General features: G+C 56.1%; 20 protein-coding genes. 13 read left to right on the top strand and 7 right to left on the bottom strand.

Annotated features, from left to right (window positions below; genetic code table 11):
* Positions 1 to 233 precede the first annotated feature (233 nt).
* On the top strand, positions 234 to 1,283 hold the full coding sequence (locus WA950_RS02075) for an Ldh family oxidoreductase (protein ID WP_424550005.1): 1,050 nt from the start codon (positions 234 to 236) through the stop codon (positions 1,281 to 1,283).
* A 76-nt stretch (positions 1,284 to 1,359) separates the two neighbouring features.
* On the opposite strand, the gene WA950_RS02070 is transcribed toward WA950_RS02075, so the two are convergent.
* The gene (locus WA950_RS02070) at positions 1,360 to 2,745 is read right to left on the bottom strand and encodes an aspartate aminotransferase family protein (protein ID WP_424550004.1); all 1,386 of its coding nucleotides are present in this window, start codon (positions 2,743 to 2,745) and stop codon (positions 1,360 to 1,362) included.
* 529 nt (positions 2,746 to 3,274) lie between these two features.
* Here WA950_RS02070 and WA950_RS02065 point away from each other — a divergent pair.
* Positions 3,275 to 4,036 (top strand): helix-turn-helix domain-containing protein, encoded by a 762-nt coding sequence (locus WA950_RS02065; protein WP_424550003.1) that lies wholly within the window; start codon positions 3,275 to 3,277, stop codon positions 4,034 to 4,036.
* 143 nt (positions 4,037 to 4,179) lie between these two features.
* Positions 4,180 to 4,515, top strand: coding sequence for a plasmid mobilization protein (locus tag WA950_RS02060; protein WP_424550002.1), 336 nt, complete (start codon positions 4,180 to 4,182; stop codon positions 4,513 to 4,515).
* Positions 4,516 to 4,694: 179 nt separating this feature from the next.
* Here WA950_RS02060 and WA950_RS02055 read toward each other — a convergent pair whose 3' ends face one another.
* On the bottom strand, positions 4,695 to 5,300 hold the full coding sequence (locus tag WA950_RS02055; RefSeq protein WP_424550001.1) for a hypothetical protein: 606 nt from the start codon (positions 5,298 to 5,300) through the stop codon (positions 4,695 to 4,697).
* Between WA950_RS02055 and WA950_RS02050 the strand changes: the two genes are divergently transcribed.
* The 8 genes from WA950_RS02050 (at position 5,287) to WA950_RS02015 (ending at position 13,492) form a co-directional block, all read left to right on the top strand.
* Positions 5,287 to 5,760 (top strand): hypothetical protein, encoded by a 474-nt coding sequence (locus WA950_RS02050; protein WP_424550000.1) that lies wholly within the window; start codon positions 5,287 to 5,289, stop codon positions 5,758 to 5,760. The two genes, WA950_RS02055 and WA950_RS02050, sit on opposite strands and share 14 nt — an antisense overlap.
* Positions 5,761 to 5,763: 3 nt before the next feature.
* A complete protein-coding gene (locus tag WA950_RS02045) occupies positions 5,764 to 6,096 on the top strand; it encodes a hypothetical protein (RefSeq protein ID WP_424549999.1) in 333 nt (110 codons plus the stop codon).
* 66 nt (positions 6,097 to 6,162) lie between these two features.
* Complete coding sequence (locus WA950_RS02040; protein ID WP_424549998.1) at positions 6,163 to 8,013, top strand: type IV secretory system conjugative DNA transfer family protein; 1,851 nt, start codon at positions 6,163 to 6,165, stop codon at positions 8,011 to 8,013.
* A 180-nt stretch (positions 8,014 to 8,193) separates the two neighbouring features.
* Positions 8,194 to 8,424 carry a type II toxin-antitoxin system Y4mF family antitoxin gene (locus tag WA950_RS02035; RefSeq protein WP_424549997.1) on the top strand — a complete coding sequence of 77 codons (231 nt, stop codon included), beginning with the start codon at positions 8,194 to 8,196 and terminating at the stop codon, positions 8,422 to 8,424.
* Between the two features lie 290 nt (positions 8,425 to 8,714).
* Positions 8,715 to 9,521, top strand: coding sequence for a DNA adenine methylase (locus WA950_RS02030; protein WP_424549996.1), 807 nt, complete (start codon positions 8,715 to 8,717; stop codon positions 9,519 to 9,521).
* A 2-nt stretch (positions 9,522 to 9,523) separates the two neighbouring features.
* Positions 9,524 to 10,717, top strand: coding sequence for a metallophosphoesterase family protein (locus WA950_RS02025; protein ID WP_424549995.1), 1,194 nt, complete (start codon positions 9,524 to 9,526; stop codon positions 10,715 to 10,717).
* Entirely contained in the window at positions 10,717 to 12,570 is a 1,854-nt protein-coding gene (locus WA950_RS02020) for a hypothetical protein (RefSeq protein ID WP_424549994.1), read from the top strand. The genes WA950_RS02025 and WA950_RS02020 overlap by 1 nt, the downstream gene beginning before the upstream one ends.
* On the top strand, positions 12,563 to 13,492 hold the full coding sequence (locus tag WA950_RS02015) for a hypothetical protein (protein ID WP_424549993.1): 930 nt from the start codon (positions 12,563 to 12,565) through the stop codon (positions 13,490 to 13,492). The genes WA950_RS02020 and WA950_RS02015 overlap by 8 nt, the downstream gene beginning before the upstream one ends.
* A gap of 50 nt (positions 13,493 to 13,542) precedes the next feature.
* Here WA950_RS02015 and WA950_RS02010 read toward each other — a convergent pair whose 3' ends face one another.
* The 4 genes from WA950_RS02010 to WA950_RS01995 form a co-directional block, all read right to left on the bottom strand.
* Positions 13,543 to 13,860 carry a helix-turn-helix transcriptional regulator gene (locus WA950_RS02010; RefSeq protein ID WP_424549992.1) on the bottom strand — a complete coding sequence of 106 codons (318 nt, stop codon included), beginning with the start codon at positions 13,858 to 13,860 and terminating at the stop codon, positions 13,543 to 13,545.
* A 17-nt stretch (positions 13,861 to 13,877) separates the two neighbouring features.
* A complete protein-coding gene (locus WA950_RS02005) occupies positions 13,878 to 15,200 on the bottom strand; it encodes a type II toxin-antitoxin system HipA family toxin (protein WP_424549991.1) in 1,323 nt (440 codons plus the stop codon).
* Positions 15,201 to 15,278: 78 nt separating this feature from the next.
* Positions 15,279 to 15,632, bottom strand: a complete 354-nt coding sequence (locus WA950_RS02000; protein ID WP_424549990.1) for a hypothetical protein — start codon at positions 15,630 to 15,632, stop codon at positions 15,279 to 15,281.
* Positions 15,629 to 16,072, bottom strand: coding sequence for a helix-turn-helix domain-containing protein (locus WA950_RS01995; protein ID WP_424549989.1), 444 nt, complete (start codon positions 16,070 to 16,072; stop codon positions 15,629 to 15,631). The genes WA950_RS02000 and WA950_RS01995 overlap by 4 nt, the downstream gene beginning before the upstream one ends.
* A gap of 65 nt (positions 16,073 to 16,137) precedes the next feature.
* Here WA950_RS01995 and WA950_RS01990 point away from each other — a divergent pair, with 65 nt between their 5' ends.
* Entirely contained in the window at positions 16,138 to 16,356 is a 219-nt protein-coding gene (locus WA950_RS01990) for a helix-turn-helix domain-containing protein (protein ID WP_424549988.1), read from the top strand.
* A gap of 10 nt (positions 16,357 to 16,366) precedes the next feature.
* A complete protein-coding gene (locus WA950_RS01985; RefSeq protein ID WP_027487993.1) occupies positions 16,367 to 16,633 on the top strand; it encodes a helix-turn-helix transcriptional regulator in 267 nt (88 codons plus the stop codon).
* Between the two features lie 199 nt (positions 16,634 to 16,832).
* Here WA950_RS01985 and WA950_RS01980 read toward each other — a convergent pair whose 3' ends face one another.
* Positions 16,833 to 17,138 (bottom strand): hypothetical protein, encoded by a 306-nt coding sequence (locus tag WA950_RS01980; protein WP_424549987.1) that lies wholly within the window; start codon positions 17,136 to 17,138, stop codon positions 16,833 to 16,835.
* Positions 17,139 to 17,169: the final 31 nt, after the last annotated feature.

Raw genomic sequence — 17,169 nt, 5'->3', positions numbered from 1 at the left:
GGACGGGCCGTGAGGGATCGATTTTCCTGCGGCCTGATCCCGACTCCTCGACAGGGATGATATCGCTGTCGAGCGCCCCGGGCCCCTTCACGGGCGGTTCCGCCCTGATGGCAGGCGCATTGGGGTCACCCGCAGGTTGCCATTCTCCTCATTTTCATGGATCAGATCGGGATCGTCGGAGAAACCGCACCTGCGGTATTCTGCGATAATCCGCACCACGGAGGGGAATACCAATGCAACGATACCGCCATGCCGACCTTCTGGATTTCTCCAGCAACCTTCTTGCGCGCGCCGGCCTGCCGCGTGAGCGCGCCGAGGTCGTCGGCTCCCTTTTCGTCGAGGCGGACCTGCTCGGATACTCGACGCATGGCATGCAGCGCCTGCCGTCGAATGTCGAATGGCTGCTCAATGGACAAACGCGGCCCGACGGCGACCATGAAGTCGTCAGCGCATCCCGCGGCAGCGAGATCTGGGATGCGAAATTTCTACCCGGACCCTGGATCACCGCCAGCGCCGTCGACCGCGCCTGCGACATCGCCAAGGCGGAGGGAACCGGCACCGTGGTCGTTCGTCAGGCGCAGCACATCGCCTGCCTTGCCAGCTACCTGGAGCGCGCGACCCGGCGCGGCATCATGGTGATGATCACCGCCAGCACGCCGACCGAAGCATCCGTCGTACCCCATGGCGGGCTTAGCCGCGTTTTCTCCTGCAATCCGATTGCGGCGGGCATCCCGACGGACGGCGATCCGATCCTGATCGACACGACCGCCGCCATGTCGGCGCAGGGACCGATGAACCGGGCCTATCGCCTCGGGCGGACGCTTTCCGTGCCGATGATCGTGTCGCAAGACGGAAAGCTCAGCAGCGACCCCGCCGAATTCGTCGAACGGGACGGCGGCATCCTGCCGATCGGCGGCTTGGAGCAAGGCTACAAGGGCTTCAGCTTCGCCCTCATCACCGAAGCCCTATCCGGTGCGCTTGGCGGCTTCGGCCGCGCCTCGCAGACTGGCGACAGCGAGGCGAACGGCGTCTATGTGCAGGCCATAGACCCGGACCATTTCGCCGGTCGCAGCACATTCGAACACGAGATGGGGCGGCTTGCAGATCAATGCCGCGCGAGCGCCGTCGCGCCCGGGCACGATGCCGTCCGCATTCCGGGTGATCGTGCCCTCGCGCTGAAACGCGACCAGATCGAAAACGGCGTCGGGCTTATCGCCCCCATAGTCGATGACATCCGGCCCTGGGCTGCCCGTCTCGACTGCCCCTTCCCCGAACCGGTCTGATCCGCCGCCGCTGCCGGCGGGCCGGCATGCAGAGCATCCAGGACGGGGCGCCGCGATCGGCGCCCCGTCCAAAGCATCAGTTCAGGTTTTCGGCCGCGCGCCATTGAGCGGCGTCGTCGAGCGCCTTGCGCAGGCGGTTCACCATCTCGTGCACCTGCTCCTCCTTGATGATGAGCGGCGGGCAGAGCGCAATGACATCGCCGATGGCGCGCACGACAAGGCCATGGTCCTGCGCGGCGGCGAAAGCACGGGCGCCAGCCTTGCCGACCGTGGCAAAGGGCCGGCGCGTTTCCTTGTCCGCCACCAGTTCGAGGCCGGCGACAAGCCCCGCCCCGCGCACTTCACCCACCAGCGGGTGATCCGCCAGTTCCGCAAGGCGCGCCTGGAGGATGTCGCCCATGCGGGCGGCATTGCCGGTCAGGTCGCGCTCTTCGATGATCTTGAGGTTCTCCAGCCCGACGGCGGTCGCGACCGGATGGCCCGAGGCGGTGAAGCCATGGCCGAAGGTGCCGATCTTCGCCGTGTTGTCGGCGATGGCGTTATAGACCGCCTCGCTGAAGACGACGGCTGCAAGCGGCATGTAGGACGAGGTCAACTGCTTGGAGACGACCATGATATCCGGCGTGAAACCGTAATATTCGCAGCCGAAGCCGGTGCCGAGACGACCGAAGCCGCAGATCACCTCGTCGGCGACGAGCAGGATGTCATGCTTGCGGCACAGCGCCTCGATGCCCTGCCAGTAACCGGCCGGCGGCGCAATGACCCCGCCGGCTGCCATCAGCGGCTCGCCGATGAAGGCGGCGATGGTTTCCGGGCCTTCTTCGAGGATGACCGCTTCCGCCTCGGCGATCAGGCGTGCGGAAAACTGCGCCTCCGTTTCTCCAGGCAGGCCGAAGCGGTAGTGGTGCGGGCAGGTCAGGTGGCGAACCGGAATGGCCGGCAGGTCGAAATCGCGATGATTGCCCGGCAGGCCCGTAAGGCTGCCGGATGCCACCGTGATGCCATGATAGCCGCGTGTGCGGGCAAGAAACTTCTTCTTCTGCGGACGCCCCAGCGCGTTGTTCATGTACCACACCATCTTGATCATGGTGTCGTTGGCTTCCGATCCGGAACTGGTGAAGAAGACCCGGGTCAGCGATGCGGGCGTCATCTCGACGATCTTCTCGGCCAGGCGGATCGAAGGCTCGTGCGCCTTGTGGCTGAAGGTGTGGTAATAGGGCAGCTTGGCCATCTGCTCGGCCGCAACCTTCACGAGCCGCGGCTCGTCGAAGCCGACGGCAACCGACCAGAGGCCGGCAAGACCCTCGATATATTCCTTGCCCGCGTCGTCATAGATATAGATGCCCTTGCCGCGATCGATGATCATCGGCCCCTGGCGCTCGTGCGCGCGGGCGTCCGTATAGGGATGAAGCGTCGTGGAAATGTCCGCATGGACAAGGGAATTGGAGAGCTGCGCGCCCATGGTCTGTAGTTCCTTCCTTCGGGTTTTTCCGCAAGAAGCGGCCCCCGACGGCGGATAACGACACCCGCCGCAATCATGTTTGTCTGGTGCCCGTCAGGAGCGCCGTTGAAAGCCGAAGGCGATGCGGTTGTGCCCGCCCCCGGCAAGGGTGATCATGCCTCGCCTGATCTGCCGCGTCCCCTACCGGTGATTCGGCGCCGCACAGCCGCAACCTAGCCGATGCGCGGCGCACCACGACAGGCCTGATTGTCCGGTGTCACAACAAATCCAGCACGATTTGCCGGACCCTGCCGCCGGGACGCTTACCACCTTGTGACGGACGACCAACAACCGAATAACCTATTGTCTTGAAATGAACTGTGGTGGGCCCGGAGGGCCCCCCGAATTCCAAGAAAATCAGCAGCTTAACCCCGCGTGGGACGAAGACCCCATTTTATAAAAATCAATGGCTTAGTAAAGCCGCCGTCCCACTTTTTCCGGCCGTTTTCGGTCCTTCTTTCCCGGTCGTATTGCGGCCAGGGAGGCGCGCATGAGCGGGGCGCGGCCGTTTCGGGACGTGAAGCTGCAATGGCTTCAGCAGTTGAGCTGCGACAAGGATTTGAGCGACAGCGCGCGATCCGTGGCGCTCTACATCATCACCACGCATTTGAACGGCCACACCGAGAAGGCGTGGCCGTCCTATCAAACGATTGCCGACGCGACCGGCAAGAGCGTCAAGACCATTCAGCGCGCCGTCCGTGAACTTGAGGTCAAAGGATGGTTCGAGGTCCAGCGCGGAAATGGCGTCGGGCACAACACAGAATATCGTCCCTCAGCAGCATCGATTTTACGCGCATCGGACGCTCGCGAAAAGACGGACAAAGTTGTCACCCTTTATCCTGACAAAGGCGGTCAAATTCGTCCAGAAAGGCGGTCAGATGTGTCCGGCGAAGGGGGACAAATATGTCCACCAAACCCAGAGAAAGAAAAAATAAATAAACCTAACCCGCGCAAGGACACCCCGCCGCGCGTCGAGACGCGGCGAGCTGTCCCGCTCGTTTTCGTGGCCGAGACCAAGGCGGATCAGGTCGAGCAATGGCGCAATTGGTTGCGACGTCACGGCTTTCCTTCGATCGACGCCTTGGGCATGCGAATGGTGAAAACCGGGAAAGCAGGTTATGCCCTGCCCAGCTATTGGCCACCGGATGAAGCAAGCCCAAGCGCGCTCGATTGGATCGCTTTCTTCAGCCGCCGCCGTGACCACATCGCCGATGAAACAGCCCGACAAACCGACCTTCGGAGGGCGTCATGACGGCTGGCGATTTGAAGGGAGCAAGGCGACCCCTGTCATACGGCGAGCCGTCCGACAGGGAGCCTTGTGAGGGGAGGCAGGCCTCCCCTTCAAACCCCACCAAGAGCACGCGGCGATCGCCCAAAGGCGAACTCAATGCCGTCGTGGTTTTCCGCTGCACGGCATCTGAAAAGCAGGCGCTGACCGCACGCGCGGCGCGGGCCGGTCTGCCCTTCGCCACGCTGATGCGGGAAGCGCTTGGCCTCACCGAGGCGCGCCGCCGCCGTCCGGCCCCCAAGGTGGACCCGGAACTGGTGCGCGCCGTCGCCCGGATCGGTGGCAACCTCAACCAGGTCGCCCGATGGCTGAACACGGCCCAGGCTCAGGGCCAGATATCCGCCATCGACGCAATCACGGTTGCCGCGCGCCTGGTCGCGATCGAGCGAGCGCTTTCCGTTACGCTTGAGCAGTTCACGGCCAAGGACGGCGCGCCGTGCTGATCAAGTTCTTCCGAAACGGCCAGGGCGGCGGATCGGGACCGGTTGATTATCTGGTCGAGCGCGACGTCGTCGCTTACGACCAGAACCGCAACGCGATCCGCGATGAACGCGGCGAGGTCATGCTGTTTGCCCGCGAGCCTCTACCGGAGGTGCTGCGCGGCGATGCTGACAGAATGCGCTCACTGATCGACGCTTGCCCGCACCAGTGGACCTATCGCGCTGGCGTCATCGCCTTCACTGCAGAGGACGCGCCGAGCCATGCCCAACAACGGCAGGTGATGGACGCCTTCGAGAACCTTGCCTTTGCCGGTCTCCAAGCCGACCAGCGCGATATGCTTTGGGTGCGCCACACCCACGAGGGCCGCATCGAGCTGCATTTCGTGACGCCGCGCATGGAGCTTGTGAGCGGGCGCAGCCTCAACATCGCGCCGCCCGGCTATCAGAAGCACTACGACGCCTTGCGCGATGTTCTGAACAAGGAACACGGCTGGAATGACCCGATGGCGCCGGAGCGCGCCCGCGAGACAGTCAACATTATCGAAAGCGTCAGGCGTGGCGATGCGCGCGAGCTGATCCATGACTGGATCGTCCAACGCATCGAGACCGGCGAAATCCATAACCGCCCGAGCATGACCGAGGCTTTGACGGTGGCGGGATTCGATCTGCCGCGCGCCGGCAAAAACTACATCACCGTGCGCGACCCTGAGACGGACGAGCGCTGGCGATTGAAAGGAGACCTGTTCCGTGAAAACTGGACCCGAGAAAATACCCTTGAGCGAGCGCATGAAAGAGCGGCTGGCGAGCCCAACCGCTCAGGAAGCCGGCTCGACGCCATCGACCTCGACGAGCTTCGAGGCCGATTGGAGCGAAGCCTTGAAGCGCGCACAAGCTACAATCGAGACCGATATCCGCAGCTTCACGGACGCGAACCGCCAGCACTTGAACGAGGCGCTGGCGATGACCGAGGCGGACGTGAACCGGCTTCGCTCGATGGTGCAACCGTTCTTCCTGACCATGGGCGCGGTGGCCTTGCTGATCGTCCTGTTGAGCTTCACCGCGAGCTGGTTTTGGGCGGGGCTGATGATCGACCGCGCCCAGAGCGCCAGCCTCTGGCAGATGGGCTTGCAGATCAACCAGACCAGCAGCGGCAAAGTCCTGACTTGGGACGTCAACCGCCTTCAGCTGATCACTTGCCAGGCCGGGGTCGCCCAAACGCCATGCCTGAAGATCGTCCAGGGAGATTGACCGATGACCACAGCCACCAGACCACCGATACCCGAGAGCTTGTCGCCGCTGGAGCGCGAATTGCTGGGTTACGTCGAGACGTTGATGAACGCATTGAGCAGCGGGACCGCGCAATTCGAAGCGTTGGAGAAACGCTCGACCGACATGATCGAAAATCGGCAAGCGGCTTTGGAAGGATCGCTGAAATCGCTCGTCGCGTCACAGGCTACCTTCATGAACGCCTGGCTCGCCTCCGGCAATCATTCCAGCGGCACGGCCTCGACCGAGCTGGCGGAAGCGTTCGCCCTGCTGGAGCAAGCCGAAGCGATGCTGGAGGCGGTCGCGCCGCCGACGTAGCAGCCCTATCGCCCGCGCCCGGTCGAGGGCGCGTCTGATTTTGATTCCCGTCCGGAGTTTCGACCCATGAATTTAATCGTTCAGCCCTTTCGCTATGCCCTTTCCATCGCCGTCGTTGCGGCGGGTTTCCTGCTAATGGAAACCGCACCATTGTTCTGGCCACCCATTTACCAGAACGCGCGCGCCGCGATCCTGGTCATGTCTTGCGGGTTTGCGCTGCTGACCTTGGCGGGAGACACCCAGGGCCGCATCCGCAGCGCGTCGGGCTTAGCTGTGGGGGCTGCCCTCCTTGCCGCGTCTGCTCTCGCCCTTACCGACCCGACCATTGCGGCAGGCGCCCTGCTCGACAGCTTCAAGGCTTGGCGAAATGCCGGCTATTCCGGAATCGAGAGCATCCGAGGTATGGTTTCGACATGGGATCGCTTCACCGAGGCGCAAAAGCTTGGCGTGCAAACCAGCCTCGCAATCGGTCTGCCTGTGCCGTTGTTCCTCATTCTTCGGGCGATCATGATCACCGCGCCGGCATCGACCAGCCGGGTTTCCAAACAAGGCCCATGGCGCGCCCGATGGATGAACCGGGGCGAGTTGCGCCAGCTCCGGCACAACGACGCGGGCTTGCCGCTCGGTCTCTCCGGCGGCGCTATGCTGCGCTACCGCCCCAACCCGAAGACCGGATGGCGCGCCGGCCATCATGTCGCCATTGCCGGCACCCGAGCCGGGAAAGGCGTGTCCGTCGTCATTCCCGCCATCATCGACCATGACGGGTCGGTCGCGGTCCTCGACATGAAGGGTGAAAACTTCGCAGTGACCCGCCGCTATCGGCAGTCGCTCGGCCGCCAGGTCGTGGTTCTCAATCCCTTCGGCGTCATCGAGCCGTCGAAGGATCGTTTCAACCCACTCGACTATATCCGGCAAGCACACCTCGTCCGCGACATCGAGGTCATTGCCGAGGGGCTTGTGCGACCGGAAAGCGGAAACGGCGCGCATTTTGCCGAAATGGCGAAATCCATGATCGCCGCTGTGATCGAGGTCGTCATGACCAGGCGCGCCGAGGCCGATCGCAACCTGATCACCGTCATGGACCTACTGTTTTCCGCCGGCTTTGAAAAGACGCTAACCGAACGGGCAGGAGCGCCGGAGACATTCGGCACCCGCCCGGCCGCCGCCGCTGCCACTTTCCTTGCAGCCGGCGAGAACGAGCGCGGCGCGATCAAGACGACAATCAAGAAGGCTTTCGATTGGGCACGCTCCGATGAATTGCGCACTTTTCTCGGCATCTCCACATGCTCACTCGAAAACCTGTTCGAAGGACGCGCCGATCTCTTCATGGTGGTTCCGCTCGATCAGGTGGACGCCCAGGCCGTCTTTCTCCGGCTGCTGACGAACATCATTCTCGGCATGGCCGTACGCCTCGAAGGAGCGAAGAAGCCGAAAAGGAACGTGCTGCTGGTGCTGGACGAGTTTGTCCGTCTCGGCCGGATGGAAAAGCTGATCAACATCGCGAACGTTGCCGCCGGCTGCGGCATCGAAGCGCTGTTCATCACCCAGGACAAGGGCCAGATCGAAAGCGTCTATGGCAAGGGCGACACCGCCAGCATTCTCGGCTCGTGCGTCACCACCCGCATTTTCGGCCTCGGCCGCGCCGAGTTCGAAACCGCCAATTGGGCCGCGAACGCGCTTGGCGATCAGACGGTGCTGACCCGAACGAAACAATCTTCCGCGAAATTCGGCGAGAGCCGCAAGACCTCCACCGCCGAGCAACGACAGAAGCTCATGACTGCCGATCAGATCCTGGAAATGAAGACGGGCAAGATGCTGTTGTTGACGGGCTCAAAACCGCCAGCACTTATTCACGCGATCGTTTCGCACCAGCATCCGGCATATCGCGGGAAGCTGGATAGGAATCCTATGTTGTGATTGATCTGCTAGGCTACTTAATCGGCGAGGAATTGCTATCACTTCCAATCAGGGGGTCGTTCACTTCCAATATGTCGATGTCGGTGGCATCGCATGGCCCCCACCTGAATTTCCCGATCGGGAAATTTTTCTCGACAAGGTGGCCGATGTGCTGCTATTTTCCCGATCGGGAAAATGACGATGGCAACACGAGTCAGAACTCAAGCCGATATCGGCGCCTTGGTTCGGAGTACACGCAAGGAGCAAAACTTGCGGCAGGACGAACTTGCCGGCGTTTCCGGCGTCGGGCTTCGGTTTATTGTCGATCTCGAGGCAGGCAAGCCCACGGCTCAAATAGGAAAAGTATTGCAGGTTCTCCAAACACTCGGCTGCTCCATCGACATTCTGGCACCCGGCGAGCGCAGACAATGATGATAAAGGCCCTTGTTTATACGATGGAAACACCGATACCCGCGCACAGGATGTTTCGTTCATTATGTGATCCAATATGGTGGTGCAGATTAAACGAAATGCAAAAAACGGAACAGTCTCTATGCAAATACCCTTCCAAGCCGCACAATAAAATGCCGATTTGGTCGATTCGGTGGGAAATGCTGCTTAAGAAAGCAGCTATTCATCATGGTATCTGTCAGTTCGTGAGCTAAATCACGCAATATAAATACTAATAAAATTCAACGCGTAACCGCTTATAAAAGTTCAAGATGCACCAGGAAAAGATAAAGCCGTTAAGATGGGCGGGTAGCAAGTCAAATGTTGCCCAGCAGATTACTGGCTTTTTGGATTTTTCGAGGCAATATGTTGAACCCTTTTGCGGCTCAGCTGCATTTTTCTTCGACAAAAAGCCGAAAAAAGCCGTTCTCAACGATTTGAATCATCCGTTGATTTGTTGCTACGAAGATCTTCGTAAATACCCCCTTCGTCTTTGGGAGATCTACAACGAAATCGAGATAGATCCGCAGTCATATTACAATGTTCGAGAAAAGTTTAACGACATTCCCCCTTCTGTGGAGAGGTCTGCATATTTTTTGTATCTAAATCATTATTGCTTCAATGGCATATACCGAACAAATTTAAAGGGCCGATTTAATACGCCGTTTGGTGCAAGCAATAAGGCAAAAGCAAAGCTTTCTCTGAGTGATGTTGTGGATTTCTCCAATGTTCTGAAGGCGTGCGAATTTTATAATTTAGACTTTGAGCAGTTTTTGTCCGAAATAAATCCAGAGGGCGCCTGCATATACATGGATCCACCCTATTTTACGAGCGAGGCGCGGGTTTTTGGTGAGTATGGTGAAAAAATATTTGGAATTAAAGATCTTATAAGACTTAGAGATGCTGTAGATAGATTATCAAAGAATAACATTGTCGCTGTTTCTTACAGGGATTGCGGCGAATTTAGAGAGCTGTTCGGACACATGCAGATTTCCGAAATTACTGTAACGAGGAACGTCGGCGGATTTTCTGGGCGACGAAAAAGAGAAGTGGAATTGCTGGCGCGTGCGGGGGGGTGATTATGCGCTTCATAATTGTTAGCGACATCCACTGTATGTCCAAGGAATTAAAAGACGTGCAGGGGGGCTATGCAGGTTCCCAAGGTAGTTCCTTCTTCATCGAAGAACGCGTCCCATCTCGCAATCCAATTATGGCTATCGAGCAGGCGGTCTCGGATTTTCATGGCAGCATTGACGCGATATTGTGCCTGGGAGACATGGCGCACCAGTCCAAGCGGCTGCCTATGCTTCAAGCATGGACGGATTTGCACGAGCTGGGTCGAAAGCTGAATGTCCCTGATATAGTTGGAATAACCGGAAATCACGATCTGCTTTCCCGCGTGGATTCGATAGAGGATGCCGAAAACAGAACGGACTTTCTGAAAAATATTAGCCCCAGATTTCCGAATAAGGAAGAAGCGTTCAGCGCGGCTTATTTTCAAAACGGTGTGGCCTCGAAAGAATTCGAACGATGCCTGCTTATTGCTGTAGACACGTGCCGATGGCACGGGCTTGGAAAAGACGACAAGACGTCAGAAAAAATATGGAACGTCGGTCACGTCAGTGACACGATGAGGCAAGAGATATTGGCGCAAATACGCGCTTCAACCTTGAGCCATGTGGTGATCATTATGCATCACCATCCAATTAAGGTCGATGACATATTGGATATAGAACAAGATCAAATGTCCTCTGGGGCGCAATTGCTGGCTGAAATTGGAGATACAGACAAGAACTGTATTGTTGTCCACGGGCACAAGCATCAAGTTAATATTAAACGGCACTCAAAAGGGTTGAGGCCGCCTATAATTTTTTCGTCTGCTACTTTCGCAGCTCGCCCTTATCCAAATCAAACGACCGGATTTTACAACCAGTTTCACATATTGGAATTTGATACTAATAAAAGCCTATTTCCCTCGGGCGCGATATACTCTTGGAATTGGGCTTCTCCCGCGTGGACGAAAAGCAAGTTGGATACCATGCCCTTTCGTCAGGCGTTTGGCCCGGAAATTTCATTAGAAAAGCTTGCCGCTGAACTGGCTGGTATCCCTCTAACATCCAAGGTTGCTCGCCAGGAGTTGTTCACCGGTTGTCCAGATCTCGAATTTCTGCCGATGAGTCAATTTGATGACTTAAATGAAATTCTTATGAAAAAATACAAACGCATGCTTGTGGCTCACCAGTCCACAATCCAAGCGATGATTGAGGCAAGCTGATGGTTGTTGTCACCCAATTCAACGCTCGCAATTCATCACCAAGCCAGATTGCGGCCACTTTCGTAATGCCAGAATATTTCGAGGAGGTGGCGGCCTATCAAAATACGGTTTTGATCGGCCCCCGTGGTATCGGTAAAACCACTCTTCTAAAGACGCTCACTGCTCAGGGACTGGTAACCCTCCATCAAAGAAAAGATGTTGCAGAAAGGCTCAAGAAAATTGATTTCAACTATACGCCGATCTACATCCCAGCAGAATCGATCTGGAAGGGCACGTCTCATGTGATTAACGAGGAGATTGGAGATGAGAGCGATCGCGATCTCATTTCCAGCGGCCTGTTCTGCGACCACTGCCTTTACCATGTCGTTTCATCAATCGACGAGAATCGCGATCTCAAAAGAAGTCTAAAAGATGAGGTTAGCTACCCATGGTTGGCAGACTTCAACGACTCGAATGAGCGCAAAATTGCTACTGCATGTGCTGAAATTTGGCAACTTCCTGGCAGGCCAAGTTCGCTCCTAGGGCTCAAGCTTGATCTGCTCAAGCGGGTGAATCAGTTTCGAGCCGCGATATCCTCAAGGGACACTTTGGATGAGCTTCGCAAAGGGGGGCGTCTGGATTTCCTCGTCATGCTAAGGGCATTTCTCGACATAACTGATAAGTTCGCCGGTCTAAAACGCTGGACAATCAGCTTTGATGAAATGGAGATTGCCCCAAAGCGAGTTCTTGCAGATCTCTATGAAAGTCTTCGCTCTTTCGACCAGCGGACAGCTATTAAGCTTTCCCTTTTTCCGTACGTAGATTTTATCGACCAGCATTCGGCTGATCACTCTGGTATGGCCAGTCCAAATCCGGCACAAGATTTTCACACCGTAGTGCTTTCCAGCAAGTTTTCTAACCCGGATTACTCGTTTGCCAGGAACATAGTCCGATCGGAATGCGAGGTCCGCAATATCGCCTTTGGCGAGTTTATTGCCTACTTGAATAGCTCGAACGCCATACTTCATGGTACCAGGCGCTTTTCTGATGACGGGTTTGTGAGGCAGCCGAAAGCCATTTACCAACACGTTGTGCATCGAGCAGGAGACCAATCCTTTAAGGCCTATATGGAGAGCAAGGGCGTCCACAATGAAGACGACGTAGAAAAAGTCACGGGGGAGGCTTCTAGAGCGCAGACCATTCGGAAGATTTTCCCCATCGCTGAGCTCCGGGCCTATTATTTGTCAAAGACAAAGTCGAGCGCGAGGGGAGATAGCGTTCGTAGATCATCCGTAAAGGGCTTTGGATACTATCATGGTTTCGACCAAGTCATCTCTCTTACAGAGGGAAATCCTAGAGCAATAAAGTATTATCTTAATGAATTACTTCAGGATATGCGTTCCGGGATAGACTCACGGGTAGCCCAAAATAAAGCGATTTCTCAAAATGTTGATCGTTTCCGAGCACTTGTTGCCTCCCAATCTGCCGACACAGCGAACGCAAATGGAACAGCTCTATCCACTCTCCAACTTATCGATCTTCTAGGTTATTCTCTTGCCAACTCTTTATACGGCAATGATTTCCCTGCTGAGCCGGCGCTTAGTTACAAGATTAAAAATCTCAACGTGAGCATGCGCAGAGCAATGATTTCCGCGATAAATTCGGGGGCCATTATAGTTGAGGAGCAGGCGAGCGGGAAAAATCTCCTGTTTGACCTAGAAGGATGTCGTTTGCGAATATCACATCGGCTAGCGCCTTTTTATAAGCTTCCGACAATTACGGGCCAGGAACGGATTTTGTCCGAACCTCCACAGAAGAGCGCAAAATTTAACGATCAGCCCGATCTATTGAATTGGGGTGGCGTGAATGATTAGTTTGAAATTGCTACAGCCATCAAGTGTGGCCCCAGATATATTCATCGGCTGTGTTGGTTACGAGTTAAGATCATCCGAGGCATTGCGCACATATAATGTATCGATGCTGAGCCGAGAGAAACTATTGCTTGATTACGGTTGTGGCGATAGGCTCTCGTACCCTAAAAATATTGAATTCGTACAGGGTACGGATTGCAATTTATTTAAAAATATATCTGATCTTATTAAGGCAATAGAATCTCGGATATTTGGCGGCCCAAAGAAAAGTGTTTTGCTCGACGTAACCTCTCTAGATCGACGGGTTATGGCGAAAGTTCTTGAGGCTCTTTTCGATTTAAGGGCGTCTATATCAAATGTGGATATTATTTACTATCCTCAGACATTTGTCGAACCAACGGCCGTCTTGGAGCAAGTGCTAACTTTCGCGCCGGTTACGTCTCGTTTTGTCGGCGAAGCTTCATATTCAAGAGACGCTCTCTCTCTGATAGTCGGCGCTGGTTACGAGTACGGACGTATTATTGGGGCGATAGACGTTCTGGAGCCAGAAAGAGTGTATTGCTTCCATCCGGTTGGCACTGACAGCCGCTTCGAAGAGGCTATTTACAAAAACAACCTGGGATTTAGCTTCTTAGACAATCCGGACTTTCTTCTTCCCTATGATTTGTTGACTCCTTTTGAATTATATCAAAGCCTTAGAAGCTTGATAGAGGTGGAACTTAGGGAGCGGGATGTCCTACTGCTGCCGCTCGGTCCTAAGATTTTTGCCGCTATTTCAATCGTGATTGCATTACAGCTTTCGCCATCTGTGATGGTCTGGCGTCATTCCACAACGTCCCATTCCAAGCCTTCTACCAACTTAGACGCGGTGGCTGATGGGAGGAGGATAGACTTTTCGTTTAGCTTCTCTGAGCTTGCAGGCTGAGTAGATGATCAAAAATTTAGAGGAGACGCTGAGACGCCCTTATGCTGGCATCAACGGTCTGCCGTCCGAGATTGCGAGAGCCCATTGTGGTTTGGTGCTTTTGGCACAAACCCCACACTAAAGCCGAACAATCGACCTATTCTATCTAGCGTTTCGAGCGTTGGGTTTGCCGTACCAGCTTCCATCTCAGCAACTTGGCGCCTGGTGAGCGACAGCGTTTTGGCGAACTCCTCCTGTGTCATGCCAAACCCTTTGCGAATTTCCGCAATCGCGCTGGGCAGCCTTAAGTCACCTGTTCGAGCACGCTCTGCCAGTGCTCGCCGGTTTTCAAGAATCTCGTCTTTCGTGGGTTTCTTCCAGCGAGCCATTTAGCTGTCCCCCTGCATCACTGGCACGCCGCCAGAACGTTGTCCGTGATTTCAATGCAGCGTACCATTGCTCGTTCTGGAATTTCCGGAGACGCACCCATATCGTTCGCCATGGCCGGCGACTGCCGCAGGTGTTCGGCAAAGTCGCAAAGCGTGGCCGCAAGAGCCTTCTGCTCTGCAGGATCAGGAATCAGTTCGGCGCAAATGCGCTTCCAATCGGGAAGATGGTCCCGACCACCATCACGCATCATGGCCCAGCGGGTGGAACGAACGATTCCCTCTTTGGCGAGCCGCATTGGTGCGAAATCAAAGAGCGGAGACAGGCGGATCGTGCCGTCCTGATGCTTGCTGAGAGCGGAATTCCGGCCGTGATTGTCGGGATTGCCAAGCGCGAGGTTGGCGATGTCGCGCTTCAGGTATTCGACGATGTCCGCGAAGGGATCGGCCGAAAATTGGCGCAGAACATCAATATACGCCTCGTGCGTGCCGACATGGCCAAAATCGGCAACGCCGATCGCGGATACCAGGCTTTCCTGGCCAAGCCGCACGGTGCCGCCGCCTTCTCTCTTTTTCCGGTCGAAACGGTGAATGATCAGGACGCCTTCAGAATAGGTTGATGGTTCGCTGACATTCAGACCGATCTCTTGAGCGATCCGCGAATAAAGGGCTTCGCCTTCGAGAATCAGGCGGTCCACAGGCTCGTTGCTGCGTACTAGCTTGACGATGACGTGGCGCACGGCCTCATCATCGGTCACGAAGCTGTCGGGATAATAGAGCCCGTCATTCGCCTGGGTCATCGAGACCTTTGGCCATTCCCCTTGCAGGCCGCTTGAGCCGGAGGCGAGCATTCCGAAGCGATCGGCGACTTCCATAAAGCGGTCCGACCGCTCAAGGATCTCCGCTTCTGTAACCCCTTGGCGCTCAACACCGCGCAGCCGTTCAATTTCGGCGTCTGCCGCTTCTTTGATCCGAATATTGCCTATGCCGCCCGTTGCCGATCGCAGAAGCAGCGGGAGATCAGAAGCGCGCGAGCCTTCAGCAAGGCCGAGGTGCTCTGCAAGCTTTCGCCTTGCATGCCCCTGGGGCATAAGATCCAACAGGAAAGGCGGCCAACTGCGACTATATCGATTTTCAAGATCAACGGGGTAACGGACTGACAAGGCGCGATGGTCGCGGACCGTCTTTCCGGCCGCAAATTCCGCCGACGCCACGGTGACGAAATAGTCGAGATCGTAATCGACGATCGACGCGCCCTGGAAGCCGGCCGCGTCGTCCTTGAGTTCTAGCGTCGCGGTGTGATGCCACTGGCCATCAAAATTGGTTTGGAGCGTTAGGCGCATTAATTGACCCTTTCAATGGTTCAAATAATGCATTTTCTTAAATTATTCAACCCATCAAAGTGGGTTGAATATTTGCCGTTAGAACTGCCAGCTACCGAAGCGGTCATGGAAGCTTCTGATCCGGCTGACCATCTTCCGGCCACGCAACGCACTACCGCAGGCGAACAGCATGAGGGACAGGCTCAGCACAGGTGTCAACCAAGCATCGGAGTCGCCTCTCCCATCAAACACAATGAGCAAGACAGCTCCGATTGCTGCGAAGAAGACCATCCCGAAATCGTATTGCTTTGAAAGGCTCGTGAGCCGGGCCGAATGCTGGGCATAGCGCAATCGCCTTGCCAACTTTCGCTTTTCGGATGCCAATTGATCGCGCTGGCGTCCGATCGTGTAAAAACCCTGTTCGATTTTCTGTTCAAAGCTCGACTTACTCATATTGCTGACCTCAGATATTTCTCTGCAATTTCCTCTGTGAATTCGCCGTGTTGTTCGGCGTAGTCGATCAGGAACCGGATGAGCTTCAAGCGCTTATCCGGTTCCACCTGACAGTTTTCCCGCACGATAAAGGCATCAACTTGGTTCGTGACGTCATGATACAGATCGACCGTATCCCGATTGTAGGGGCTGCCTTCCCCGGTCATCATCCAGACTGGATTGACGTTGAACTTCGTGTAGAGCGCGCGCAGTACGCGAACGGGGATCTCTCGCTGGCCGCGCTCGTAGGTATTGTAGCCGCCCTGTGAGACCTCAAGCGCTTCCGCAAAGGGGATCTGTTTCAATCCCGAATTTTCCCGGATCATCGCCAAACGTTTGCCCATCTGAATGAGCAGCGTGTCTTGCGTCGAATTATTATTTTTCTGATAATCGCGTTGCATTTTTGAGCTTGATGTGATTCTTTCGGGTTCATATCATTCTATCATCAGTTGGAGGTGAATTTCCAATGCAGGCGCAACTCTTGTCCCCCAAACAGCTCGCAGACCGTTCCGGATGGCCGATCGCACGTATCCGGAATCTAATCGCCAAGCAGGAAATCCGCCATGTGCGGATCGGTGGAAGTCTGTTCCTGCCGGAAAACGCCGTGGATGAGTATCTTGCGGCGAATATGGTCGAGCCCAAGCATAAGGCTTTGGCGCTTGTTGATAGCGCCTCCAGAGCGTGAGGAGCGGTACATGAAGCAGCAAGCTGAAGCGCTGGCCCCACGCCCCATTTACAAGGTCGCAGTCAGCCGCGTCCGTGCGGCGGAACTTCTCGACGTCTCGACGGGCACCTTTGACGACTGGGTTCGCCGTGGCCTTATGCCGAAAGGCGTGAAGATCGGCGCACTGCGCCGTTGGGATGCCGAGGAAATCCGGGCGTCCTGGTACGACATCAAAGAACAGGGCTTGAGCGGAGACGAAGACGATGGCGAAAATCCGTTTGATTACGCGGTCGGGTAATCAGCGCGTCCCCTTCAAATTCTGCTCACGGGATGTCGATCGGCACGGCAATGAGCGGTTTTATCTCCGCCTTCCAGGCATGCCGAAGTACCGGATGACGTCCGCCTATCTGGATGAGGCCGGCAGCGTTACCCAGGCATTTACCGAGGAATATCATCGCGTTCTGGCCGGCGATCGTGGTGAAAAGACGGTCCCGATTTCAAGACTGGAGCCCGGCTCGGTTCGCTGGCTGGTCGAGAACTATTATCGGTCCAAGGCGTTTCAAAGCCAGTCCCCGGCCACGCAAAAAGACAAGAAGAGCGTTCTCAATCGCTATTGCAGCAATGTGGGCGAGCTCCCCTTCAAGAAGATTCGCAAATCCGACATCGAAGCCAGTCAGATGAAGCGCAGCGGCACGCCGGGCGCGGCCGACAAGCTGGTGAAGTATCTGAAGGCGCTCTTCAATTGGGCCATCAGCGCTGAACTTGCGACCTTTAATCCCGCGAACGGCGTCACCAAAATCCATAAATCGCCCGGCTTCCACACCTGGGGCGAAG

Origin of the sequence: Shinella sp., from assembly GCF_049651085.1 — a bacterium.
Taxonomy (GTDB): domain Bacteria; phylum Pseudomonadota; class Alphaproteobacteria; order Rhizobiales; family Rhizobiaceae; genus Shinella.
This window is presented reverse-complemented; position numbering and strand designations above follow the sequence as displayed.